Source organism: Algoriphagus ratkowskyi, assembly GCF_002150505.1.
Classification (GTDB): domain Bacteria; phylum Bacteroidota; class Bacteroidia; order Cytophagales; family Cyclobacteriaceae; genus Algoriphagus; species Algoriphagus ratkowskyi.
Window position 1 is genome coordinate 125,442 of the sequence record NZ_MSSV01000001.1, and the last position, 23,907, is coordinate 149,348.

Annotated in this window: 18 protein-coding genes; 8 read left to right on the plus strand and 10 right to left on the minus strand. The window is 39.2% G+C overall.

Annotated features, from left to right (window positions below; translation table 11 throughout):
• The first annotated feature begins 316 nt into the window (after positions 1–316).
• The 4 genes from BVH02_RS00565 to BVH02_RS00580 all read left to right on the plus strand — a co-directional run bounded on the left by BVH02_RS00565 (position 317) and on the right by BVH02_RS00580 (position 6,649).
• Entirely contained in the window at positions 317–3,661 is a 3,345-nt protein-coding gene (locus tag BVH02_RS00565) for a SusC/RagA family TonB-linked outer membrane protein (protein WP_086497790.1), read from the plus strand.
• Between the two features lie 28 nt (positions 3,662–3,689).
• On the plus strand, positions 3,690–5,273 hold the full coding sequence (locus BVH02_RS00570) for a SusD/RagB family nutrient-binding outer membrane lipoprotein (RefSeq protein WP_223271778.1): 1,584 nt from the start codon (positions 3,690–3,692) through the stop codon (positions 5,271–5,273).
• Between the two features lie 156 nt (positions 5,274–5,429).
• Complete coding sequence (locus BVH02_RS00575) at positions 5,430–5,756, plus strand: glycosyl hydrolase family 18 protein (protein WP_086497792.1); 327 nt, start codon at positions 5,430–5,432, stop codon at positions 5,754–5,756.
• A gap of 35 nt (positions 5,757–5,791) precedes the next feature.
• Positions 5,792–6,649, plus strand: a complete 858-nt coding sequence (locus tag BVH02_RS00580; protein WP_158093840.1) for an ROK family protein — start codon at positions 5,792–5,794, stop codon at positions 6,647–6,649.
• Positions 6,650–6,849: 200 nt separating this feature from the next.
• On the opposite strand, the gene BVH02_RS00585 is transcribed toward BVH02_RS00580, so the two are convergent.
• The 4 genes from BVH02_RS00585 to BVH02_RS00600 are packed head-to-tail and all read right to left on the minus strand — an operon-like array spanning position 6,850 to position 14,169.
• Positions 6,850–8,283 carry a sulfatase family protein gene (locus BVH02_RS00585; protein WP_086497794.1) on the minus strand — a complete coding sequence of 478 codons (1,434 nt, stop codon included), beginning with the start codon at positions 8,281–8,283 and terminating at the stop codon, positions 6,850–6,852.
• A 14-nt stretch (positions 8,284–8,297) separates the two neighbouring features.
• Complete coding sequence (locus BVH02_RS00590; RefSeq protein ID WP_223271777.1) at positions 8,298–9,575, minus strand: vanadium-dependent haloperoxidase; 1,278 nt, start codon at positions 9,573–9,575, stop codon at positions 8,298–8,300.
• A 47-nt stretch (positions 9,576–9,622) separates the two neighbouring features.
• Complete coding sequence (locus BVH02_RS00595; protein ID WP_086497796.1) at positions 9,623–12,907, minus strand: VCBS repeat-containing protein; 3,285 nt, start codon at positions 12,905–12,907, stop codon at positions 9,623–9,625.
• A gap of 14 nt (positions 12,908–12,921) precedes the next feature.
• Positions 12,922–14,169, minus strand: coding sequence for an ROK family transcriptional regulator (locus BVH02_RS00600; protein WP_086497797.1), 1,248 nt, complete (start codon positions 14,167–14,169; stop codon positions 12,922–12,924).
• Positions 14,170–14,388: 219 nt separating this feature from the next.
• Between BVH02_RS00600 and BVH02_RS00605 the strand changes: the two genes are divergently transcribed.
• Positions 14,389–14,910 carry a cupin domain-containing protein gene (locus tag BVH02_RS00605; RefSeq protein ID WP_086497798.1) on the plus strand — a complete coding sequence of 174 codons (522 nt, stop codon included), beginning with the start codon at positions 14,389–14,391 and terminating at the stop codon, positions 14,908–14,910.
• A 32-nt stretch (positions 14,911–14,942) separates the two neighbouring features.
• Here BVH02_RS00605 and BVH02_RS21155 read toward each other — a convergent pair whose 3' ends face one another.
• From BVH02_RS21155 to BVH02_RS00630, 6 genes are all read right to left on the minus strand, one after another.
• Complete coding sequence (locus BVH02_RS21155) at positions 14,943–15,104, minus strand: Lacal_2735 family protein (protein ID WP_111357086.1); 162 nt, start codon at positions 15,102–15,104, stop codon at positions 14,943–14,945.
• Positions 15,105–15,143: 39 nt separating this feature from the next.
• Positions 15,144–16,721 (minus strand): toxin-antitoxin system YwqK family antitoxin, encoded by a 1,578-nt coding sequence (locus BVH02_RS00610; RefSeq protein WP_086497799.1) that lies wholly within the window; start codon positions 16,719–16,721, stop codon positions 15,144–15,146.
• A gap of 216 nt (positions 16,722–16,937) precedes the next feature.
• A complete protein-coding gene (locus tag BVH02_RS00615; RefSeq protein ID WP_086497800.1) occupies positions 16,938–17,492 on the minus strand; it encodes a hypothetical protein in 555 nt (184 codons plus the stop codon).
• Positions 17,493–18,491, minus strand: coding sequence for a 3-oxoacyl-ACP synthase III family protein (locus tag BVH02_RS00620; protein WP_086497801.1), 999 nt, complete (start codon positions 18,489–18,491; stop codon positions 17,493–17,495).
• Between the two features lie 174 nt (positions 18,492–18,665).
• The gene (locus BVH02_RS00625) at positions 18,666–19,364 is read right to left on the minus strand and encodes an SOS response-associated peptidase (protein ID WP_086497802.1); all 699 of its coding nucleotides are present in this window, start codon (positions 19,362–19,364) and stop codon (positions 18,666–18,668) included.
• A 29-nt stretch (positions 19,365–19,393) separates the two neighbouring features.
• Entirely contained in the window at positions 19,394–20,353 is a 960-nt protein-coding gene (locus tag BVH02_RS00630) for a YheT family hydrolase (RefSeq protein ID WP_086497803.1), read from the minus strand.
• A 121-nt stretch (positions 20,354–20,474) separates the two neighbouring features.
• Here BVH02_RS00630 and BVH02_RS00635 point away from each other — a divergent pair, with 121 nt between their 5' ends.
• The 3 genes from BVH02_RS00635 to BVH02_RS00645 all read left to right on the plus strand — a co-directional run bounded on the left by BVH02_RS00635 (position 20,475) and on the right by BVH02_RS00645 (position 23,906).
• On the plus strand, positions 20,475–22,136 hold the full coding sequence (locus BVH02_RS00635; protein WP_086497804.1) for a pyruvate dehydrogenase complex dihydrolipoamide acetyltransferase: 1,662 nt from the start codon (positions 20,475–20,477) through the stop codon (positions 22,134–22,136).
• A gap of 140 nt (positions 22,137–22,276) precedes the next feature.
• Complete coding sequence (gene hslV, locus BVH02_RS00640; protein WP_086497805.1) at positions 22,277–22,819, plus strand: ATP-dependent protease subunit HslV; 543 nt, start codon at positions 22,277–22,279, stop codon at positions 22,817–22,819.
• Between the two features lie 421 nt (positions 22,820–23,240).
• Complete coding sequence (locus BVH02_RS00645) at positions 23,241–23,906, plus strand: TetR family transcriptional regulator C-terminal domain-containing protein (RefSeq protein WP_086497806.1); 666 nt, start codon at positions 23,241–23,243, stop codon at positions 23,904–23,906.
• The last annotated feature ends 1 nt before the right edge of the window (position 23,907 follow it).

The window sequence follows — 23,907 nt, forward strand, 5'->3', positions numbered from 1 at the left end:
ATCACTCATTGCTGATGTTAAGGAAAAATGATCAATACCATCATATACTTAATTAAAAAATTACAATATTTTCTTCTCTTTTATAAAAAAAATGCTTTTGTGAGCTTTGATAGAAATTCTTTTTTTCTAGCTTTATGAGAAATTAACATCTTGGTCGCTGACTTATAGTAAGTTGACTGGATATTTTAATTCAAATAATTATTTTAAACCCTCATTACTGAACTATGGAACAACCTCTACTAGCAATTCATCATGAAAATCGGAAGATGGTTCATGGCTCCAAAATTTTATTATTGTTAACCTCAAATTACCAGCTATGAGAAAAATTTTATCAATTGCTTTTGCTCTGGTCTTAATGTTGGGCTATACAGCCACAGCACAGACACAAAAGCGAGTTTTGAAGGGAGTTGTGACCTCTAAGGAGGATGGACTTCCAATGCCCGGCGTTACGGTTTTAGACAAGACAAACCAGACAGGTACCACTACTGATTTAGATGGTAATTATTCTATTTCGGTAGGATCCACTTCCGTATTGGTGTTTTCATTTATTGGATATGAAGTCCAAGAGTACTTAGTAGGTAACCGATCTGAAATCAACATTAGCCTAGGTGAAGACACCAGCGAACTTGAAGAGGTGGTGGTCACGGCTTTTGGTATGGACAAGGCACAAAAGTCTTTAGGCTATGCCACAAGTACAATTAGGGCAGACGAACTGGTAAAAACAGGTACACCGAACGTAGCTTCTGCTTTGTACGGTAAGGCTGCTGGTGTGAAAATTAACACTGGTGCTGGGGGAGCAACATCCGCTGTCAACATCCAGATTCGTGGCATTAATTCTATCACGGGTAAAAGTCAGCCATTGATTGTGTTAGATGGTGTTCCTATCCGAAATGAGGAAGTAAAAAATAACGACTATTGGGGTGATCAGCGATTGAGAGGTAATGGATTATTGGATATCAATCCTGCTGATATTGACAATATCTCTATCTTGAAAGGAGCTTCTGCTGCTGCACTGTATGGCTCTGAAGCTGTGAATGGTGTTGTTTTGATTACCACTAAGAAAGGTAAGGCAGGCAAAAAAGGTATGCAGGTAGATTTTAATACCAATTACTCAGTAGATGAGATTGCGTATTTACCAAGATATCAAAATGTAAGAGGTCCAGGTTTACCCTCTCATGTGCAGAATTTGGAGCAAGCTGCGGATGGATTCAATTATACTGCGGATGGTATACGTACTGTACCAAACACCTCTGTGAACTATGGACCTAAATTCGACGGCCAACCTATGTTGGCATGGGATGGAGTTTCGAGACCTTACAATGCACAGATAGATAATTATTCAGCATTGTTCAATACGCCTGTTAGTTCTCAAGTCAATGTTTCGATTTCTAATGCAACTGATAAATCAGACTTCCGTCTTTCTTTGACTCGTCAGGACAATGAAGCGTTGAGTTTGAATTCTAAGAACAGTAAAAATATAATTAACCTCAATTCTGGTTATCAGGTAAGTAAAAGATTAAAGACTGACTTGATGATTAATTACATTAATCAAAACACTAAAAACCGTCCATATTCAGTCGATCGTTTGATCAATAACTTTGGTGGTATGATGACCCGTTTTGATAATGGAGCTTGGTATTTAGATAAATATCAGACCAGTAGAGGGTATCGTTATGTGACAGGAAATGGACAGAGTTTGACTCCTGATGAGAATATTACAGGCAATGGCTTTAGAGGGGATATTGCAGATTATGTTTGGAGAGTTAATAATAATCGCTCATCAGAGCTTAGTAATCGGGTGATTGGTAGTTTGACTAACACATTCCAAATTACTGAAGAGTTGAATTTGAGAGCACGTGTATCTACTGACTTTACAAGTAGATATTCTGAAAACGAAAACTCTACAGAAAGACCACTTGCATTTGGCCCATCAGGATCTTTTGGTATGCAATCTGAATTGTTCAATATCCTTTACGGAGATTTGATGCTTAATTACAAAACAGCAATTACTGACGAGATTACTGTAGGTGGCATGATTGGTTATACAGCTAGAACTGAAAGTTTCAGCAGCATAGGTAGAAGTACGAGTGGTGGTTTGAGTACGGAAAACCTTTTTGATGTCGTTGCTTCGACAAACCTTCCTAATAATAACTCCGAACGTTCCTACAGAACTATTGATGCATTTATTGGTACTGCAAACTTTGACTTCAAAAATATTTGGTTTGTAGAAGGTACAATTCGTAGAGATAGAATCTCTACTATGAATCCTGATAACAATGCGTTTATATATCCTTCTGTCAATACAGCGCTTGCTATTTCAGATGCATTCAAATTACCTGAATTTATTACTTTCTCCAAGTTAAGAGGCTCTTGGGGTATTGTAGGTAATTATCCTGACATCTATAGAGCGAACATTGCTTATTCTCAGAATACTCTGGGTGTGCAGCAGACTGGTGGAGCAAATGTGCTTTACACTACTTTGTCATCATCTTATGGGAATGACGTCATCAAACCAGAGCAAAAGCATGAGTTTGAATTTGGTTTAGATACAAGGTTCTTTAACAACAGATTTGGTATAGACATCTCGTATTATAATGCGCAGATCCGTGATCAGATCCTGCCATTGACCCTGCCTTCTTCTTCAGGAGCTACCTCAGTATTAACTAACATTGGTACACTAAGAAACACGGGAGTTGAAATTCAGTTGACTGGTGATATCATTGCAACACCTAATTTCCAGTGGAATGCTGTTATTAACTTAGCTAGAAATATAAACAAAGTAGAGCAATTAGCTAACGGTGCTACTGAACTATTGCATGCTGATTATGACGGAAACGCCGCTCAACTTAGATCTGTAGTAGGTAGACCAATGGGTGATTTCTACGCTCGCCCTATTGCACTTGATGCAAACGGTGATAAAATCGTGCAGCCAAATGGTCTTTACAAAATTGATGACCAAAGTTGGATTCAAGTAGGAAATGCTATGCCTGATGCCGTTGGAGGTATTATCAATAATGTTTCGTACAAGAACTTCAGTTTATCTGCAGTGATGGACTTTCAGATCGGAGGTTCTGTAATGCCAACAGGTATCAATTGGATGATCAGCCGTGGTCTAACAGAGGAAAGTTTGAACTACATGGATGAAGCTAGTGGAGGATTGGGTTATTATCAGCAAATCACTAAAGATGCTGAAGGTAAAGTAATTGAAACCAGAGGAATTCAGGTTGAGCATTCAACAGCTCAGGGTCCTAATGGCGAGACTGTTTTTCATGATGGTATGGTGATGGATGGTGTAGTAGCTGATGGGTCTAATAATAACAACGTAATCTCTCAAGCTTACTACTATTGGAATACTTACAATTGGGGTGGACCTCAGTATGGCCAGTCTAGATATGAATTGTATATCCAGGATAATGATTACATCAAAATGAGAGAATTGTCTCTGGCTTATACTATACCTAATCACATCACTTCTAAAATTGGAGCATCTAATGTGAATATTTCTGTATACGGCAGAAACTTGTTTTTCCTTTATAGAAATATCAAGGACCTAGATCCAGAAGTATTGACTGGTGGATCTAGATGGACTCAGACACTGACTAGTGCGGGTACAAACCCAGCTACCAGAACCTATGGTGTGATGTTAAGAGCTAGATTCTAATTGTTGGTTAAGTTAAAAACATATGAACATGAATTTTAAGAAAATATTTATATACACCCTATTGATCAGCGGCTTAGCCAGTTGTACAATAGATGACTTTGCAGATGATTATTCTGATCCATCCAAACTTGCTAATACTACGGTAGGAAAGCAGTTTACTGGTATGATCATGTCTAACCGCCAATCTGTATTACCGTCTTATTGGGATTACTTTGTAATCAAAAGAATTACGTCTAACAGATTTACTCAATCTGTAGGATGGGTGAACATTGAAAACCAATATGTTCCAGGTTCTGCTGCAGTAAATGATAGATGGAATAGTTACTACAATTTCATGGCTCAATACAGAGAGCTACAGAAAGTGTATGATGGATTGACTGATGTCAAAAAGCAAGAAAATCGTGTGTTTATGATTGCTGCTGCTACTTATTTCTACGATCATACGCAGCAAGTAGTGGATTTACATGGCGATATTCCGTGGACTGAAGCTGGTATGCTTAGTACAAATGGTGGTGATTATTCTAAATCTTACGCAGGCTATGATAAAGCAAGTGATATCTACACTAAGATGTTGGATGATTTGGCTGGCTTCGCTACAGAAATAGGTTCTTTGCAAATCAATGCTGCTACTGTTGTTGAATTCAAAACACAGGATCTGATCAATAATGGAAATATTGATATGTGGAAGAAATATATCAATTCCTTGAGATTGAAAATGCTTACTAGAGTAAGTGGCACGAGTGAATTCAGTGCTAGAGCTAAATCAGAAATTGCCTCTATTTTGTCAAACCCTTCTCAATTCCCTATTGTAGCAGATAATGCTAGTAATATCATGTGGGATATTTACTCTTTAGGTACTGTAATCGGCACAAATGATTTCCGTAGCGGTTTAGAAGACTGGAACGGTAATATTGCAGGCAAAGCAATTTTGGATCACATGGTTGTTAATGAAGATCCTAGATTGACTTATGTGTTTCAAACAGGTATCAAAGCAAACGGAGCTTATATAGGGCTTGACCCCTTGATGAATCCTACTGTTCAAAATGAATTGGTATTGACTCAGACGTTGAGTGTTTACAATTTCTCAACTATCAGCAGAAACCAATATTTTCCAGGTATTCTTATTACTGCCCCGGAGGTTCATTTGATGGCAGCAGAGTTTTACTTAAAAGAAGGACAGGATGCTACGGCAAAAATGCACTTTGAGGAAGCTGTAAAGAAATCAATTGGTTTTTATCAGTACTTGAGAAGTATCAGTAATAATGCTGAAGCAGGCGCGCCTGTTGTTCCAACTGAACAGTCAATCAGCAGCTATTTGTCAATGGATGAAATTTCTTGGAGTGCCGCTTCAAGTAAGGACGAAAAACTTTCGTTAATAGCAGATCAAAAATGGCTTCACTTCAATGTAATTCAGTCAAACGAAAACTGGCATGAATTGAGAAGACTTGGAAAAGTAGATTTGGACTTCTGGACAGATAACTCAAATCAGCAAAAAACTCCTCCTTCTCGCTGGATGTATCCAGGATCAGAGCAGACTTATAATATGGAGAATTATGTAAAAGTTCAGCCGCAGGATAAGCTGACAAACTCAATTTTCTGGGATATAAATTAATTATAGATTGGGTTACAATGACTAATAAAGGCCTCTCAAAAAATTGAGAGGCTTTTTTTGTATTACCTTTATTTGTAATAATGTGTTTTGTAAGGATAGTGAGAATTAGGTGCCATCGTACGCTGGTATGAAGAAAATTTATTTCTTATTATTGATATGGTGGATCAATTAAATCCTGCTGATAATGGACTTTTTCAGTCAGGGAAAATCAATAGAGGTTTGCCTTTTTTAGAGATCCAAGAATTGATGAAGGATTCTACCTATGTGCGATATTGGGATGATAAAGCTGCTGCTCCCTATCTTTACTCAGAAAGAAATTCGGCCTGGGTTACCTTCGAAGACGAAGAATCTATAGCAAGTAAAATGGATTTTAGTATTGATAAGGGTTTGGGAGGAGCAATGTTTTCGGAGCTTTCAGAAGACCCAAGTCGGTCACTTTTAAATACGATGTACCGTCAGTTGAATTCTGATCTAGAAAATTAAGTTGTAAGTTTGAAGACAAGTAAAAAATAGGAATCTTGAAGAAACTGATTGGAGTAGATATTGGAGGCTCGCATATTTCAGCAGCACAAGTTCAGTTGCAAAATAGAACTGCGGAAATATGTGATTTTCATGAGGATGATGTCGATACGTTCGATTCTGCCGAAAGTATAGTGTCTGCTTGGACTGCTGTGATCAAAAAAGCAGTTGGAGAGTCGCGTGATTTTGAAGTTGGAATTGCCATGCCAGGCCCGTATAATTATGAAAAGGGGATTTCTTTGATTAAAGATCAGGGGAAAATGGCATCACTATATCAGCTTTCTGTGAAGGCTCTTTTGTCAGAAAGTTTAAGGATTTCTCCCACCCAAATTGCCTTCACAAATGATGCAGAGGCATTTCTTGCAGGGGAAAGCATGGCAGGTGCTGGCCGGGATTTTCAGAGCTCCATTGGAATTACCCTAGGCACAGGACTTGGTTCGGCTATCAAAGTCCATGACGTGATCAAAGATGGAAAACTCTGGACAGCGCCTTTTCGGGATGGAATAGCTGAGGATTACCTAGGAACAGCCTGGTTTCGAAGCTATGCTCTCGAGCAATTTGGAATTAAGATTTCTGGGGTGAAAAACCTTTTTGATGAGGTTGTTGATTCAACTATTTCTAAGCAAATCTTTGAGACTTTCGGCCGAGCATTGGGTGAGTTCTTATTTCCATATTTGATCAGATTGCATTCTGAAGGAGTTGTGCTTGGTGGAAAAATCAGTTTAGCCGCTGATCATTACCTCCCAGCAACTCAGTACTTTTTAGAAAGCATGGGTTATTTTGTGCCTATTAAAGTTTCCGAACTCGGCGAGAAATCTGCTTTGATCGGATCTTGCTTGCCATTTAGCTCAAAATAATTAGCTCTAATAAAAGAAAGATTTAAGTGCAAATCTATCCGAAATCGCCAAAGCTTGGAATAAAGGAGGGCTTGCAGGTGAATTCACTACAGAACTGAAACTTACCCGGGAGCAAGTTTCAGTAGTATTGGATTAGCTATTGGATCCATTTGCAATTGAAGTGGATTGGCAAGGAAGAGTTTTCAATTAAGACAATTGAATTATTCTATTCTGCCATGTTTTCTCAGACCAGTTCCTTCAGAATTAGTTAAGGCATCTCCCATATCAGCTCTACCTTCATCTGCTAGTTGATGCATTTTGGTTAAAATCTCTGGATTGTTCTCGGAAACATCTGTAGTTTCATTTGGGTCTTTTGACAAGTCAAATAATTGCGGTGTTTCTAGCTCTACCATTTGATATATAACAGGAATACCATCATTGGTTAATTTGGCATCTATAGGGATTGTTCGATACTTGTGTGGGAAAACCAGCTTCCACTGACCATATATCACAGCTTGAAGCTCGTTTCTATTGTAATAAGCGAAATATGCTTTATCATCCATTTCTTTACCCTCAAGAAGAGGTAAAATACTTCTTCCATCAACTTTCAACCCAGGTAAGGAGGCGCCTGTAATCTCTGCCAATGTTGGCAATATATCAATTGTCATAGCTGCTTCGTCTATCACTTTCCCTGCAGGAAAATGTCCTGGCCATACGAATATCCCTGGTTCCCTAATACCTCCCTCCCAAGATGTTCCCTTTCCTTCTTTCAATCCGCCAGTCAATCCAGCCTGACCGCCATAAGAAAGCCAAGGTCCATTATCTGAAGTGAAAATAATAATGGTATTCTCGTCCAGTTCCAGCTCTTTTAGCTTTTTTCGCACTTCACCCACAGACCAGTCAATTTCCATCATGACGTCACCATAAAGTCCTTGCGTTGATTTTCCTTTAAACTTATCAGAAACGAAAAGTGGCACGTGAGGCATACTATGAGCGAAATATAGAAAGAAGGGTTTGTCCTTGCTGTTTTCTATGAATTTCAGCGCCTCCTCGGTATAATTAGTAGTTAGTTGACTTTGATCATCTAGCGTGTCAATCACAGCAATATTTCTATACAAAGGAAGTGGAGGGTAATAGTTTTTAGACTCTGGATGATGAGGCCACATATCATTGGAATAGGGAAGTCCATAATATGAATCAAAGCCTTGTTCTGTAGGCAAGAACTCGGGCATGTGTCCCAAATGCCACTTGCCTACCATGCCTGTTGCATATCCATCAGATTTGAGCATTTCAGCAATGGTTGTTTCTTCCGGATTTAGTCCATGCTTCGCAGTATGATCCAACGCTCCAAAAATCTCCAGTCTATTCGCATAAGTACCTGTAAGAAGTGCAGCTCTTGATGCTGAACAAACCGCATGAGGCACATAAAATTGTGTGAAACGCACACCATCTGCGGCTAGTTGATCTAAGTTTGGAGTTTTCCATTCTGTGGCTCCGTACACTCCCAGATCGCCATAGCCCATGTCATCAGCAAAAATCACAACTATATTTGGCTTGGATGTTTTCTTAACTTCCTCAGCTTTTTGGCAGGAAACTAAACAGCTTAGAAGTACGAAAGTGTTAAAAAGGTAAATGCCACTTTGAGTAATTTTCATATAGTTCTTTAGATTTATTTTTTAACTTTTCCCCAGATCATATCTCCAATTTTTTGACCTTGCTTGACTCCTTCTTCTATAGAATCTCGGAAATGAATTCCTCCATAAAGTCTCGAAATAGCTGCTTCTTCTGATGCTGATAGAAACGATGTAAAATTTCTTTCGGGAAGCCCAAAATAGATTTCTGAACTGTCGATAAAGTCAAAATTGTCGCCGAAATATCCTGTCAAAACAACAGCGGAGGTTCTGCTAATCACAGAGTGACCTGAGGTATATTCCGGAAAAGGAGGAGTTTGAAGTAATGGTTTCCATCGCTGATCTATTTTCTGATTGATCACTGTTTCCGGGCGGATTCGATCGGTGTCATATTTAGTTTTCCAGCAGGAAATAAAAGAATCGTGGAGTGCCATTCCCACTAGCGTATGTACATAGGTGGTCTCAGCAAATGAAAGCTTCGCCTTCTCCGCAGCAATTCCTGTGATCCCGATCCAATGCCCTCCAGGTGATATTTTCTTCACTCCAATAGCCATATGTCCGGAAAACTCAACTTTGAATGGATTGCAATCCCAGAAGTTGGCGATTAACTTTCGTTCTTCATTCAGTTCGTTGGTGGTGGTATATACTTCCATCATCTGCGTGTGAAATAAACTTCCTTCCGTCATATCAAATGAAGCCATGGGGGCAGCTTCATAGTCTCCCAAATTTTCAATGAAAAATGGTGTGATCGTTTTCCACTCTGGCTCTACTGCGGAGATATATGCCGGTGGCGTTGGGTACCAAAAGCCCTCTCCTTGCTGAGGAGTGTAGCGTGTAAGAGTGGAAAGTTGTAAGTATCCGTCTGTTTTTGCTACGTCCATTATTTTAGAAGCCACATCCGAAGCGAAATCAAGATGAATCTGTAGCGTCTTTTTGTTAATAATTTTAGCTTTCAATGCAGATTCAATCCACTGCGTCTGCCTTTCTTTCAACAGATAGCCAGAGGGCATAATTGCTTCTCCCACTTTTAGCATCGCATATATTGCAGCAAATTCAGGTGAATTTATTTCAGGACTCTTAAGTGTCCAATTTTGATTAGCTAAATAGGTTTGACTCAGGATATCCTGGTGATCAAAATTGCCACCAAATTCTTTTGCTATCAGGTAGGGCGCTAAGTTAGCGTAGGCATAGATTCTTGCAGCAACGGGTGGGCTTGCTACATCGGTTACCATTACTTCGGTAATATGAAAGAGCTCTTCAGCATATAACTTTGGCCAGTTTATTTCTTTTGGCTTCGCAAAAGAATTCGGAATCATTACGCAAATGAATATTAAAAAAGTGAAGGTTGATTTTGCGAATTGCCTCATCTGATGGTGTAACTTTGCACTGCCTGCTGATTGATTCCAAAAAGGAGTTGAATTCCTTGTTCTGTTTTGATAGGCAAGATAGATTTTATATCTCCTTTGATAGCCAATCCTGCTTCAGCGGGACTAAGCGGAGTGAAATTTCCACTCCCGTCACCGATTAGCACTAATCCCAGACCAGCGTCCATTAATCCAATTCGGATTCGGGCGTAACTTTGATTGCCTCCCATAATTAAGTCCATGTTCCCATCTTTATTTAGGTCAATTGGCAAGATGCTAAATATAGGAAATGACTGCGCTAATCTAGGTAGTGGCTTGACAGTGAAATTATTCCCATTGTAAATTAAAGCGATTGATTCCAAGGTGTTTGCTTCCAGCACCTGTGCATTTTCTAATTCCTTGGTGGTGAAAAGATCGCTCATTTTTGCCTTCGAATATGAAGCATAATCCGTGAATTTACTTCGCATACTTGCCATTTGATCAAGCAGTTCATCACGGCTTGCGTATGGATACATGCTGTCTCCCACGAAGCATTCGAGGATTGGATCAATTGATCCATTTTGGTCAAAATCAGCAGAATACAGGCGTAGTGTCTTATTCTCGTTTGCTTCAAATTGAGAGTTTAAACCAAAATTACCTGCAATCAAGTCCATATCTCCATCGCCATCCAGGTCAGCTTTTGAAAGTGTATTCCACCATCCAGAAAGTGTCGAACCGAAATATGAGTCTGATTGATCTATCAATGCATCGCCTGTGTTGATCAAGGCAGTTATTGACATGTATTCTCCTGCGAGGATAAGGTCCAGCTTGCCATCTGAATTCAAATCCATTAATTCTGAGGAAGTAATTAGACCGAGTTTCCCTTCATTAGGTAGATAGGTTTTACTCTGATCACTGAAGTTACCTTTACCATCGTTGATCAGCACTTTGCTCTCTGGGATCATAGGATATCGTCCCGGGATCATTCTTGCTCCAACAAATAAATCCAGCTTCCCATCTCCATCTACATCAAAAGCCTGGGCAGTTCCCGTGCTAAATTTGTATGCAGGAAAATTGGCTTGTAAAGTCATTTTGCCTGCACCATCATTCAAATAAAGTCTATCCTGAAGAGATTCATCAGAACCTAAATAATCATGATATCCGCCACTTCCTACAAATAAATCTTGGAGCCCATCTCCATTGAAATCCTCGAAAATAGCGACAGCATCGGTGAATTCATTTGAAGATCTATAGCCATAATAATCCTTCCAACCTCCGTTTTCGAATGACATGATTTTGCCAGCTTGACCTTTAGATCCGCCAATAAAAACTTCTGAATTTCCATCACCATTTAGATCTCCTTGGGACAGCACAGGACTTATGTAACTAGGCATGGTCAGCATCAAAGGCTGACGTTTGAAGTCGTTATATTGATTTGATTGAGCGTTGTATCCCGGAGCGAAATTAGTTTTTTTCAATAGCGGAGACAGTAGTGGTAATTCCTGAGCGCGATCTATGCTTTCCTTTTCAATGGTGAGGTGCTGATTAGCAGGGATGTTTTCAAGGAATTGCTGAGAATCATCTGACCATGTAATTTGAATAGAAGACACAGTATATGAATCAGCTAGCCCAAAATGAAGTCTGGGGCTCACGGAAGATTGAAAACCTCTGACGGGCTGTATTTCAAGCGTCTGTAATTCCCCGCCAGCTGTTACTTGAACTTTAGCGCCGATTGCAAAAGTATTTGCATTATTGTCTTTTAGTGACACTTGAATCCAGTTCTTAGTAGGACTTACATTGCGATAAATTGAAGCTTGCTCATTTAGGTTGTTTACCACCAAGTCTAATTTCCCGTCATTATCTAAGTCTGCATATGCCACACCGCTGGAAAATCCTTTTTCCTCAAAACCCCAGTCCAATGATCGGTCTTTGAAGTCTAAGTCTCCCAAGTTTTCAAAAATGTAATTATGAATAGGGGTGGAGGTCATGGTGGTGACCAGATGAAGCGTATCTGCCTTTTCTTTGGCTATTGCTTGTTTGAAATAGTAATCTCCCTTGTATCTCAGGAAATCTCTATTGGTATAGTCTCGATAGTAACCATTGGAAATAAAAAGATCCTTTTTACCATTATTAGTTGCGTCAAAAAATAAAGCTGACCAGCTCCAATCGCTATTAGAAATATTTGCCATTTGACCTACTTCTGAAAACAATCCTTCACCTTGATTAATCTGAAGCATATTTCTCATGCTCTGATGGTGAAAACCCTCCTTTATCATCAAGGCATACTGTTCGTAATTTTCGGGTCCGTAGAGTAACTTTTGACGTTGATTGTCAGCAGGAAGCATGTCCAAAGTGAATACATCAGGTTTACCATCGTTATTGATGTCCGAAATATCAGCACCCATAGAAAAGTGGGAAATATGCTGAAAATATTCTGTCAATCGATCAGTAAAAGTACCATCTCCATTGTTGATATAGAGGTAATCAGGTTCTATGTAGTCATTGGTGACGAGGATGTCTGGCCAGCCATCTTGGTTAAGATCTGAAGAAACTATTCCTAAACCAAAGCCCAATGCCGAGCCTTTAATACCTGCCTGCTCACTGATGTCGACGAATTTTACATTGTCGTTTCTAAAAAGTTTATCACCCGCGTATGGATGTCTGGTTTTTTTTGAATCACTAAATTCCAATTCATTTATTACCTGAATATTATGATTGAGTAGATATAGATCAAGGTCTCCATCCTTATCAAAATCAAAAAATAAACCTTGCGTGCTATTTGAAGGATCAGCTAGTCCATAAGTTTTCGCTTCTTCCTTGAATAAAAAATTACCTTGATTGATCCAAAGTTCATTCTCTCTGGATTCTGGATTTCCTTTACCAGAATAACAAATATAAATATCTAAAAGGCCATCCCCATTTACGTCGGCCATACTAACGCCTGTAGTCCAAGTGTCTTTTCCTGCTACTCCAGCCGATTTGGTTTTATCCTCAAATTTCCAATTACCAAGGTTTCGATATAATTTGTTGGAAGTCATGTTTCCAGTGAAAAAAACATCCTCCAAACCGTCATTGTCCAAATCTCCTACAGCTACTCCACCTCCGTTATAGAAATACTCGTAGCGTAGGATATTGTTTTTTTCATCTTCCTTAAGTTGGTTCTTGAATGAAATCCCAGACTTTTTGGTTGAGACCTTTTCAAACTTTGTCGAAGATTGAGCTAGAAGGAGAATTCCTGCATGAGGTGATAAGAAAGATCCTAGAATTAGTGCAATTACTGTTATGGATTTGTTGAGTAAACGCATGAGTTTATCGTGCTTTAGCCCAATCGGCTGATTATATCTTCAAAGAGCATTTCATTTACCACAGCAACTCCACCCAAAAGACCAACATCCTCACCTAATTGATAAAGTACTAGTTTGGATTTCTCTCGCGATTTGGCCATGCTGTAGATGTTCAATGCTTGTTGGATAGGGGTGATCAAATATTGATTGGCCTCAGCCACAGATCCACCAATGATTATTAACTCTGGATTTAGCACCTGAATAAGCATAGAGATACCTCTTCCGAGATCTAAGCCAGCTTCCGAAAGAATAGTAATAGCTCGCTGATCACCAGCCAAAGCCGCTTCTACCACAAGATTTGGCGCTATACCTCCTTCAAGGTTTCGAGCCATTCTTGCCAGTATACTGTCTTTGTCTAGTTTAATGGCAGCTTCAGCCATTTTCACAATCGCGGTACCTGATGCCACAGCTTCTAAGCAACCTTTTTTCCCGCAGATACAGGTAACATCTCTGGATTCGAAAATCGGTGAGTGACTAAATTCGCCCGCAAAACCTGAGGCTCCTTGGTACAGTTTCCCGTCAATGATGATTCCTAGTCCAATTCCCCATCCGATAAAAAGGCCTAGTACATTTTTATAATTATGATCAGTAGCGAATTTAAATTCTGCTAAGGTCATAGCTCGCGCATCATTCTCCAAGAATATTTTTTTGGAAAATCTGGCTTCTAAATTTTCAAGAAGCGTGTTTTTGCCAAACCTTAGGTAGGTGTAATTAACTCCACCAATAGAGTCTGTCAATCCAGGCATGGAAAAGCCAATAGCGATAACTTTATTCGGAGGGATCCCTGTTTTAAGCAGATATGTTTCTATCAGCTCACAGATCTGATCGAAGGTTTCCTTTTCGTTGTCTAAATTAATTCTATGACTTTCCTTTTCAGAAACAACGCTGTGAGTACATGAGTATAGCGCAAGATTTATGTTGAACTTAGACAGATCTACTGACAATACATAGAATGCATCTGGTGCCAATCTATATAGGTCTGGTTTACGTCCTCCTTGTGACTCTGCACGTCCTTGCTTGATTACTTCTCCACTTGTGATTAGGTCATTCAGCAAAGCATTTACGGTGGGTAAGGATATTCCGACTTCCGCACAAATCTCGCTTGCAGTATTTGCTCCTTTAGTATAAAGGTTCTTAATAATCTTAATTTTGTTGAGGTAGCTTTTTATTTCTACTACTCCATCCATTTTAGCGATTACTTCCTGAGGGTTTATTAAATGCATAGGTTTAAGTTATTCCTGAATTACGGTAATTTTTGATTTTCAAAAAAATACTTTTTTAAAAAAATAAGATAACATCGATTTTATTTGTTGCAATTTTATAGAATTCTTATCATGAGTGGTGTTATTTTCTAGAAAAGATTCCAAATGTAAGTAAAGTGTAGAGGATTATTTTTTTAGAATGATTTAATTATTTTTGAGAATTATATTTTAATTAAAATTATGGATGTGATAGATATCAATAGTGGTCTAGGTAAAGAGGACGTTTTTACAAGAGCAGAAGACTTTTTGACAGAAAAAGGATTTAGAATCTCAAAAGTTGATCAAACAAGACCATGGGGTGGTTTTTTTGTCTTAGATGAAAGTCAGATTCGTGAATTCAGCGCTATGTTTTTTTCTGACATTGTACTTTCAGAAGAGCAGCTAAAGCAGAAATTGAGTCCCAAATTCTTGTTGGTAGCTCCTGGAGCCCGCCTTTCTTGGCAGTATCACTTTCGTAGAGCCGAACTTTGGAAACTCATCAATGGTGAGGCTGGAATTGTTCGAAGCGAAACTGATGAGCAAGGTCAATTAAAGAAGATGGAACTTAGTGAGACTGTTTCTCTGAAGCAAGGTGAACGCCACAGATTAGTTGGCTTGGATAAGTGGGGGATAGTAGCAGAAATATGGATGCACGTAGATCCTGACCACCCATCTAATGAAGATGATATTGTGAGGCTAGAGGATGATTATTCTAGAAAATAAAAATAAGCTCGGGATAATCCCGAGCTTATTTTTTATAATAATTCTATCTTTTTTGCTATTTCTTCCGCTTCGGTAGCTAGTCGATCTGATTCTTTTCTGTTCACTTGCGATGCTTTGTGAGCCTCAGCTAGTTTTTTAGTATAGGCTTCCTGCAGCTTTTCTTTTTCTGATTTCTTGTTGAATAATCCAAACATAGGGTCTTTTCTAAGTAAACAGGGTGATGGTCTAAAATGTTATTGATCGATTAATTTGACTAAGGAAGAAAGTGATTCTTCCTGAATTTCATCGCCTTTATAATTAATTAAATCTTCTAGACGACCTGCAGGATTATAGTATCTCCACGCACCTTCTTTCCTTCCATCTTTCATCAAGCCTTCCGAAGCTTTTCTGCCATTTTCATGATAAAAAATCCAAGTCCCATCGGCTTTTCCTGAGACATAATTACCTTCAGACTCTTTCTTTCCATTTACATAATAAGTGATTCTCGTTCCGTCGCCATCCTTTAGCGTACCCTTGTCCAGGCTTTCACTTCCATCAAATGTTTTGTACTCACTTGTGTTCATCAGGCGACCATTATCCCAAAATTCTTCTTGAGTGAGTTGCTTATTATCATAAAAAAGACCCCAGATACCTGTTTCAAATCCAATATTATAGCTGCCCACAGATTTCAATTGACCACCATCGTAATAATAAACCCACTGGCCATTTTCTAAGCCAAGTGTATATTCTCCTTCAGCTACCAAGATTCCGATTTTATTAAAATATTTCCAAAGACCCGTTTTGAGATCATTTCTATACTCTCCGATGGAGTAGATTTCCCCATCAGGGAAAAAGTTTTTCCAAATGCCCGTTTTCATACCATTTTGATATTGACCGGACACGGATACATTGCCTGAGCTATGGTATTCTACATAATTACCTACAGGAACTCCTAGTTCATAGGTTTTACGCTTCGCTATTTCCTTATTTGGAAAATATTCTTCCCAAGTGCCCACCGCAATGCCATTTTCATATCTCTCAATTCTGGCTAGCCTTCCATTATCATAATAATATTTCCAAGTACCTATCCGATTGCTATTCTTGTCATAGAACTCCTCTGATTCTTTGGATTTTGTCCCTACAAAATATCTTGTCCATTCTCCTACCTTTTTTCCATCGGCATAATTCCCAATCTCTACTAAGAGATTTGGATAAGTCAATCGTTTAAACGTGCCTTCCAATTCCCCTGCTTTATACAACCCTTCTGTGATTAAGAGTCCATTTTGGTCGTATTCTAAAAATGGCCCTTCTCTACGCCCTTTTACATAAAATTCACGAACTGCAACTTCACCGTTGTCATAATATTGAACCCACTGGCCAGTCTTTTTACTGTCTTCATATTGACCTTCTATGGAAACCTGGGAGGCATCTATGTAAGTTGGGACACCAGTCCTTCCGAAATATTCCACGTATTTCCCTACGATAACAGAGTCTTGAAAAATCATTTCTTTTTTCAATGCGCCATCAGCATCGTATAATTTTGATGGGCCGAAGAGTATACCATTTCTATAATCTGCTACTACTTTTCTTCTACCATCTGGGTAAAAACTAGTCCAATTTCCATCCCGCAATCCATTTTTGAAGTTGCCTTCAGTTAAAAGTGTATTTACCTTGGGATTGAAATATTTCCAAAGCCCTTCTCGCAAGCCACCTGTAGAGATGATTCCGGTAGCCATGAGCGTTGAATCAGAATTATACTGGCGAACTACCGTGCTTTCTTGGGCAAAAAGTGGTGTGCTTAAGAGAATAAGTACGAAAAGGATATATTTCATGTGTTTGTAATTTCTTTTTTAAGGCCACTCGGAATCTTGCATAGGTGATGATCCGCTTAACTTATAAATCTTGCCTGCCTGTCACAAGCATAATCGATTTGATGTTTTTTTTGTTTTGAGTGTATTACCTGAATCAATCAAAAGGATAATCTGAATAGTTTACGAATGAATGAGATTCCTGTTTAAAAATAAGTTAATTCCGCGTTTATCCCATTTTTAGGATAATAAGAAAAACAATTTATTCAGTTCATCCAATATCTCCGCCTTTATTAATTCAATTTTTCCAGTAAGGTGAATCGGCTTATGCCATTGGTAGAAGCTTGATTTCTCTAGGCAAGCATGTACAGGAGAATTTGTTGACGCACCATTGAGAAGTATTTCAGGATAATCCCATGGTGTAGTAGATTGATCAAAGGACCAATTGTGTTCGAATAGATTGCGAAAAGGGGCTTTGGCGTGATTTTTCCCGATTAAAACAAATACGAAAACTCCATGCCCAAACCAGTTTAATATCCGAATATTTAGACCTTCGTTAAGATCAAAATCTCGAATTAAATCCAGGACTTGATAGGGAAAACCAGAGAGATCATTTCCTTTAGAAAGTTTTACGCCACGACTTGCAGGGTGAATTTGTAAGAGAGTTTTAGACTCTATGGAATTACCAACTGCGGCTAGAATCTCCCAAAATTCAGTTTTAAGTTTGTTCTGCCGTAAAATTATATCTTTATCGAGCCAGAGTTCTAAATCTAAATTTTCGGAGTTATCTGCCATTTACCATTGAAGTAAGGCAGATGCCCACGTGAATCCGGAGCCAAATGCAGCTAAGCAAATCATGTCGCCGTCCTTGATTCTGCCTTGTTCCCAAGCTTCGCTAAGCGCGATCGGAATAGTAGCAGCAGTGGTGTTACCCATGGTCATGATATTGTTGAATACTTTTTCATCAGGAAGTCCAAGTTGCTTCTGGATGTACTGACTGATCCGCAGATTTGCTTGATGGGGAACGAGTAAATCTATTGCAGATTGATCCAGTTGATTTGCTTCGAGTGCTTCTTTGATCACTTCCATAAATCTCACTACAGCGTGCTTGAAAACAGCATTTCCGTTCATCTTCAAAAAGAAGCTACCTGATTCAATCAGTTCTGGTGAAAGTCGCACTTCCCGACTACTTCCAGGGTCTTTACAATACAATTCTTCAGCATGTTCTCCCTGAGAATGTAAATGGGTAGAAAGTATTCCTGGTTGATTGGGTTCTACAGCTCCTACTACAGCCGCTCCAGCACCATCTGCAAAAATCACAGAACTAGAGCGCCCTTCATCGCTTTTGTCTAAGGCAGAAGATTGAATCTCAGCACCTACTACCAATATTTTTTTATACATACCAGTTTTGATAAACTGATCTGCGATGGAAAGTGCGTATATAAATCCTGAACATGCATTTCGGATATCGAGCGCACCTATTGTTCCTATTCCCAATTCACGTTGAAGTAAAACACCGTTTCCCGGAATAAAATAATCAGGAGTAATGGTGGCGAAAATAATGAAATCGATTTCAGATGCCTGTACTCCAGCTCTGTCCATCGCCATTTCTGAGGCTTTCTTGGATAAACTTGTGACCGTGTCTACGCCTGGTGTAAACCAATGTCTTGACTCAATCCCAGTTCTTTCTACGATCCATTCATTATTTGTATTCATCATCTCGGCGAGCTCATGGTTAGTCACACTTCGCTCTGGCACATAGTGGCCAACTCCTAGAATTCGGGATTTTTTCATGTGTTTATAGGTTGATTTTTATAGCCACATGGAATCTCGCATGGATAATTACTATCCTTGAGTCAAATGCTTGAATCCTGCTCGATTTCATGTCAATTTGGGTTTGCTTTCAATATGCTGCTAATATCGCTAGATCAATTTTCTCTTGCAAAAGGGTAATGATCAGCGGTAGCTCTAGCCGAAGAGTGTGTAATTCCCATGTTGATCCATAGCAGATGTCTTGCGTATGACAGCTGGGCTATCATTTTTGACTGAATTCACTAGAGGTGAAACAGTGAATCCTAGCATTGAATCTGCCGGATAAGGATTGAGTAAACCTAATAGCTCCTCTTCTTCAGTATAGGTATCCAGCCATTTTTTTTCAGTATTACTATCTAAAATCACAGGCATTCTGTCGTAGATTTCCGACACTACCGAATTGGGACTTGTAGTAAGTATTAGAAAAGTGTGTTGAGTTTCACCGTTAAGCGTTTCATATTCTTCCCAAATTCCTGCAAACGAAAATAGCTCATCCTCACGTAAAGTAAATCTATAAGGAACTGAAGTTTTCTTGCCCAAACGCTTCCATTCGTAAAAACCATCCGCCGGAATTATACAACGCCTTTGTCTAAAAGCTGTTTTAAAAGAAATTTTTTCATTGACAGTTTCCGCTTTAGCGTTGATGAGTTTTTGAGCTACAGGTCTGTTTTTTCCGAATTCAGGTGTAATGCCCCAGTAGAAATAAGAAAAGCCTTTTGGACTTTGTGAAGTGATCACCGGTACCAATTGTGTTGGAGCAATATTGTATCTGGGTTTCAGATCCGAAAGCATTTCTGCCTGAAACCGCTCCTCCAATTCTTCTTTACTCTTGCTAAGGGAATATCGTCCACACATAATTATATATCGCTGTAGTTGGCAGGAAGTTAGAGAACAGTGCTTATAAATTCAACTGCTCTTTGCTCTGAGTAGAATTGTTTTGATGAGTTTTCTGGAGAAAACCCTACATGACCTCCATGCTTTGGGAATTCAAAATAGACATGATCAAGTGATTTTGCCAAATTTTTTGGAAAGCACTGTTCACTTAGAAATGGGTCATTTATGGCGTTTAGAACCAATGTAGGGACTTTGATTTGATCTAGAAAGTAGAGCGAAGAATTTACTTCGTAGTACTCTTGCGCATCTGCAAAACCATGAAGTGGACCTGTAAAGAAATCATCGAAATCAGTCAAAGTTTTAATATTACTAAGCGTTTTCACGGGGATTTGACCTGGATGTGCCTCAGATTTTTCAAAAACTTTCTTTTTTAAGCTTCGCAAAAAGCGTTTGGAATACAGGGAGTTTTTAGTTTCAGAGATCTTTTTGGAGGAACTTCCAAGGTGTAAAGGGACTGATATGGCTACTCCTTTATTGATTTTCGAAATACGATCACCTATTTCACCCAAATACTTTAAAGTCAGGTTACCACCCAAACTGAAGCCTATCAAATTAATCTCTTCATATCGGTCAATTGCATGATTTACCACGAGATCCAAGTCATAAGTAGCGCCTGAATGATAGAAGATCACTTGCTTATTCATCTCATGACCACAACTACGAAAGTTCCAAGTAAGCACATCGTAGCCCTTTTGAAGGAAAGTTTTCACCATTCCGAGCATATAGGAGCGGGTACTATTACCTTCTAGTCCATGACTGATAAGGACCAATTTTGACTTGTTTTGTAGATACCATTCCAAATCTAGAAAGTCTCCATCAGAAGTTGATATTCTTTCTTGGGTGGGCTTGGGGACAGTTACTTTACGGAAAAGTGAGGGGTAAATTGTCTCTAAGTGTCCGTTAAAAAGCCACTTAGGTCTTACGTAAATGCTGTTTTCTAATAAGGGCATATTAGAAGAATATGTTTTGGAGGCTGAACTGCTTGGGGAAATTACTAGTTTTAAATTTGATTAAAGACATTATAAAAACTATTTTTGAACACTTTAAAAATGAATTAGCGCGGAATTACCTATGGCCGAAATAATAAGAATGCCTAAAATGAGCGACACCATGGAAGAAGGTGTGATTGCTGCTTGGTTGAAAAAAGTTGGAGACTCAGTGAAACCAGGGGATATTCTGGCGGAAGTAGAAACCGACAAAGCAACCATGGAGCTTGAATCCTACGATGAAGGTGTGCTTTTATATATTGGAGTGAAAGAAAAAGATGCTGTACCTGTTAACGGTGTGATAGCTATAATCGGAGAGAAAGGTGAGGATTATCAGCATCTGCTTGACGGTGGGGACTCTCCGAAAGCTGAAAAGCAAGAAGAGGCTCCGAAAGCTGACAATAAAGAAGATGCTCCGAAAGTTGAAGAGGAAAAAGCAGAAGCGACCAAATCTGAAGTTCCAGTTGAGAAAATTGATGTATCCAACATCAATGCTACTGTGATCACTATGCCTAAGATGTCCGATACCATGCAAGAGGGAACGATTGCGACCTGGTTGAAGAAAGTAGGTGATGATGTGAAATCCGGAGAAATCATCGCAGAAGTAGAGACAGATAAAGCGACGATGGAATTGGAGTCTTATGACGACGGAGTCTTGCTGTATATTGGAGTAGAAGCTGGTGACAGCGTAGCAGTAGATGGTGTGATCGCTGTGATCGGAGAAAAGGGAGCTGATTTCGAGACGCTTTTGAAAGCTCAGAAATCAGATTCTTCTGCTGCTCCTGCCGAAGCTAATCCTGCACCAGTAGCTGAAACAAAAAAAGAAGAAGCTCCAAAAGCTGCTGCTCCAGTAGCAAATAGTGCCCCAGCAACTACTGCTGAAGGCGATAGAATGAAAATATCTCCTCTAGCTAAGAAAATGGCTGAGGATAAAGGAATAGACATTAGAGCTGTAAGTGGTTCTGGTGACGGTGGAAGAGTGATCAAGAGAGACGTAGAGAACTTTATTCCTACTGCTGCTCCTCAAGCAGCTGCAGCTGTGGCAGCTTCCTCTGGACTTGGAGTAGAAAGCTTCAAAGAAGAGAAGGTTTCTCAAATGAGAAAAGTGATTGCGAAGAGGCTTGCTGAAAGTAAGTTCGGAGCGCCACACTTCTATGTGACCATGGAAATCAACATGGACAAAGCGATCGAAGCTAGAAAAAGTATGAATGAAATCTCTCCTGTGAAGATTTCCTTTAACGACATGGTGATCAAGGCAACAGCATCAGCTTTGCGTCAGCATCCTAAAGTGAACTCTAGCTGGCTGGGCGACAAAATCAGATATAATGACCATATCCATATCGGTATGGCAGTAGCTGTGGATGAGGGATTGTTGGTTCCGGTGATCAGATTTGCTGATAGCCTTTCACTATCTCAGATCTCTACGCAGGCAAAAAGCCTAGGTGGAAAAGCAAAAACTAAGGAATTGCAGCCAAAGGATTGGGAAGGAAACACCTTCACAATTTCCAACTTGGGCATGTTTGGAGTGGATGAATTCACTGCAATTATCAACCCACCTGATGCGTGTATCCTAGCAATAGGAGGTATCAAGGAGACGGTAATCGTGAAAGATGGCCAGATGAAAATCGGCAACTTGATGAAGGTTACTTTATCCTGCGATCACAGAGTGGTAGATGGCTCTATAGGTGCTGCATTCTTGATTACTTTGAAAAGCTTACTTGAAGATCCAGTGAGAATACTGGTTTAAGAATATTAAAAACTGCCAAAAAGTCCTGATTTCAGGACTTTTTGTTTTTTGTACACTTTTGGATAGTAAAGAAGTATTGCGTTTTTGAAGAAACTATTTCTTAAGCAAAAACTAATTAACCACACGAGAATAAAATTCACATGACAAGAATAAAATCAACAACCGTAGTTGCTATCAGACATAATGGAGAAGTAGTCATTGGAGCGGATGGTCAAGCGACTTTAGGGAATACGATAGCAAAAAGTAGTGTAAAGAAATTGCGAGTGCTTCAAGGCGGTAAAATTGTTACTGGTTTTGCTGGTTCTACAGCAGATGCGTTTACCCTTTTAGATAAATTCGAAGAAAAACTTGGTGCCTTTGGCAATAATATGAAGCGCTCAGCGGTTGAATTGGCCAAAGAATGGAGGACAGATCGCATGCTTTCTAAACTTGAAGCCATGATGATCGTGGCCGATCATGATGATATCTTGATTATTTCTGGAAATGGCGATGTAATCGAACCTGATATGGAGATTGCAAGCATTGGATCTGGTAGTATGTATGCACAGTCTGCAGCAAGAGCTATGAAGCAGTTTGCACCGCATATGACAGCAGAAGAAATGGTGAGAGAAAGCCTGAACATTGCTGCCGATATTTGTATTTACACCAATCATAATTTGGTAATAGAGAAAGTGAAAGGATAAACCTTTTCCTAACTACATTTCTAAACCGAAGCTAATCACTTCGGTTTTTTTTATGGAGTTTTTAAACTGCGAAGGGCACAAAAGTTTCGCAGAGGACGCAATTTTAGGGGTGGGTTGCCATAAATCAATGGAATAATTTTGTCTCTCCTTCATTACGCTGGTAAGTATCGCACAGGAAACTATTTATACTTTTTGCTAAATGGCCTGAAACCACTAAATATCAAAGCCCTGCCTGAAGGGCTGGGGTCAGACAAATTGCTTGGTTGTTTGAGCTCTGAAAGAGCAGAATAAGGATTATAATTTTTCATAATGATCTGTGTCGCTCAGACTACAAATAGACTTTGCCCTCTCAAATGTTTTTCGCTCTTTTCTAAACCTCTTGGCAAGCTTGGCTGTTAACCAATTGTATAAAAGCAATTCTATGGACACTACCACTGATAAGAAACTCACGAAGAAGAATTACAGAAAGCTGATTTTGGAAGGATTTAAAAAGCATGTGCTTGAGCATGGTGAAATGCCTAAGTCAGTGTTCAAGTTTGCAAAGGATTTGAAGATGAAAGAAGAGGATTTCTATATATACTTCACCTCTTTTGAATCTATTAAGTCAGCAGTTCTGGCAGATATTTTTGATGAGACATTAATACAAATTGCGGAGCAAGGTGTATTTGAAGAGTATTCAGCAAGAGAGAAGTTTTTAAGCTTTTTATTTACTTGGATAGAAGAATTGAAGAAAAATAGATCCTATCTGCTGAGCCTTTATGAAAGTAAGTCAAAAAGCCTTGTGACTTTATCTAAAGAGTCTGCGCAATTCAAGGAGAAATTCAAGGCTTTTGCGAATGAGATAATTCTCGAGGGTAAAGAGACTGAAGAAATTGCGACGCGTCCGGTGATCTCGGATCGATACGATGAAGCACTTTGGATTCAAGTTGGCTTTGTATTCAGGTATTGGTTAGATGATAGTTCTCCGAGTTTTGAGAAAACTGATGCTGCCATTGAGAAATCAGTTAATCTGGGCTTTGACCTGATGGGAAAAAGTGCGCTAGATTCTTTTATTGATTTCGCAAAATTCATGTATCAGTCCAAATAAC

Coding starts and splice junctions, on each gene's coding strand:
- BVH02_RS00565 (WP_086497790.1), top strand. CDS start 317: ATGAGAAAAATTTTATCAATTGCTTTTGCTCTGGTCTTAATGTTGGGC.
- BVH02_RS00570 (WP_223271778.1), top strand. CDS start 3,690: ATGAATTTTAAGAAAATATTTATATACACCCTATTGATCAGCGGCTTA.
- BVH02_RS00575 (WP_086497792.1), top strand. CDS start 5,430: ATGGTGGATCAATTAAATCCTGCTGATAATGGACTTTTTCAGTCAGGG.
- BVH02_RS00585 (WP_086497794.1), bottom strand. CDS start 8,283: ATGAAAATTACTCAAAGTGGCATTTACCTTTTTAACACTTTCGTACTT.
- BVH02_RS00590 (WP_223271777.1), bottom strand. CDS start 9,575: ATGATTCCGAATTCTTTTGCGAAGCCAAAAGAAATAAACTGGCCAAAG.
- BVH02_RS00595 (WP_086497796.1), bottom strand. CDS start 12,907: ATGCGTTTACTCAACAAATCCATAACAGTAATTGCACTAATTCTAGGA.
- BVH02_RS00600 (WP_086497797.1), bottom strand. CDS start 14,169: ATGCATTTAATAAACCCTCAGGAAGTAATCGCTAAAATGGATGGAGTA.
- BVH02_RS00605 (WP_086497798.1), top strand. CDS start 14,389: ATGGATGTGATAGATATCAATAGTGGTCTAGGTAAAGAGGACGTTTTT.
- BVH02_RS21155 (WP_111357086.1), bottom strand. CDS start 15,104: ATGTTTGGATTATTCAACAAGAAATCAGAAAAAGAAAAGCTGCAGGAA.
- BVH02_RS00610 (WP_086497799.1), bottom strand. CDS start 16,721: ATGAAATATATCCTTTTCGTACTTATTCTCTTAAGCACACCACTTTTT.
- BVH02_RS00615 (WP_086497800.1), bottom strand. CDS start 17,492: ATGGCAGATAACTCCGAAAATTTAGATTTAGAACTCTGGCTCGATAAA.
- BVH02_RS00620 (WP_086497801.1), bottom strand. CDS start 18,491: ATGAAAAAATCCCGAATTCTAGGAGTTGGCCACTATGTGCCAGAGCGA.
- BVH02_RS00625 (WP_086497802.1), bottom strand. CDS start 19,364: ATGTGTGGACGATATTCCCTTAGCAAGAGTAAAGAAGAATTGGAGGAG.
- BVH02_RS00630 (WP_086497803.1), bottom strand. CDS start 20,353: ATGCCCTTATTAGAAAACAGCATTTACGTAAGACCTAAGTGGCTTTTT.
- BVH02_RS00635 (WP_086497804.1), top strand. CDS start 20,475: ATGGCCGAAATAATAAGAATGCCTAAAATGAGCGACACCATGGAAGAA.
- hslV (WP_086497805.1), top strand. CDS start 22,277: ATGACAAGAATAAAATCAACAACCGTAGTTGCTATCAGACATAATGGA.
- BVH02_RS00645 (WP_086497806.1), top strand. CDS start 23,241: ATGGACACTACCACTGATAAGAAACTCACGAAGAAGAATTACAGAAAG.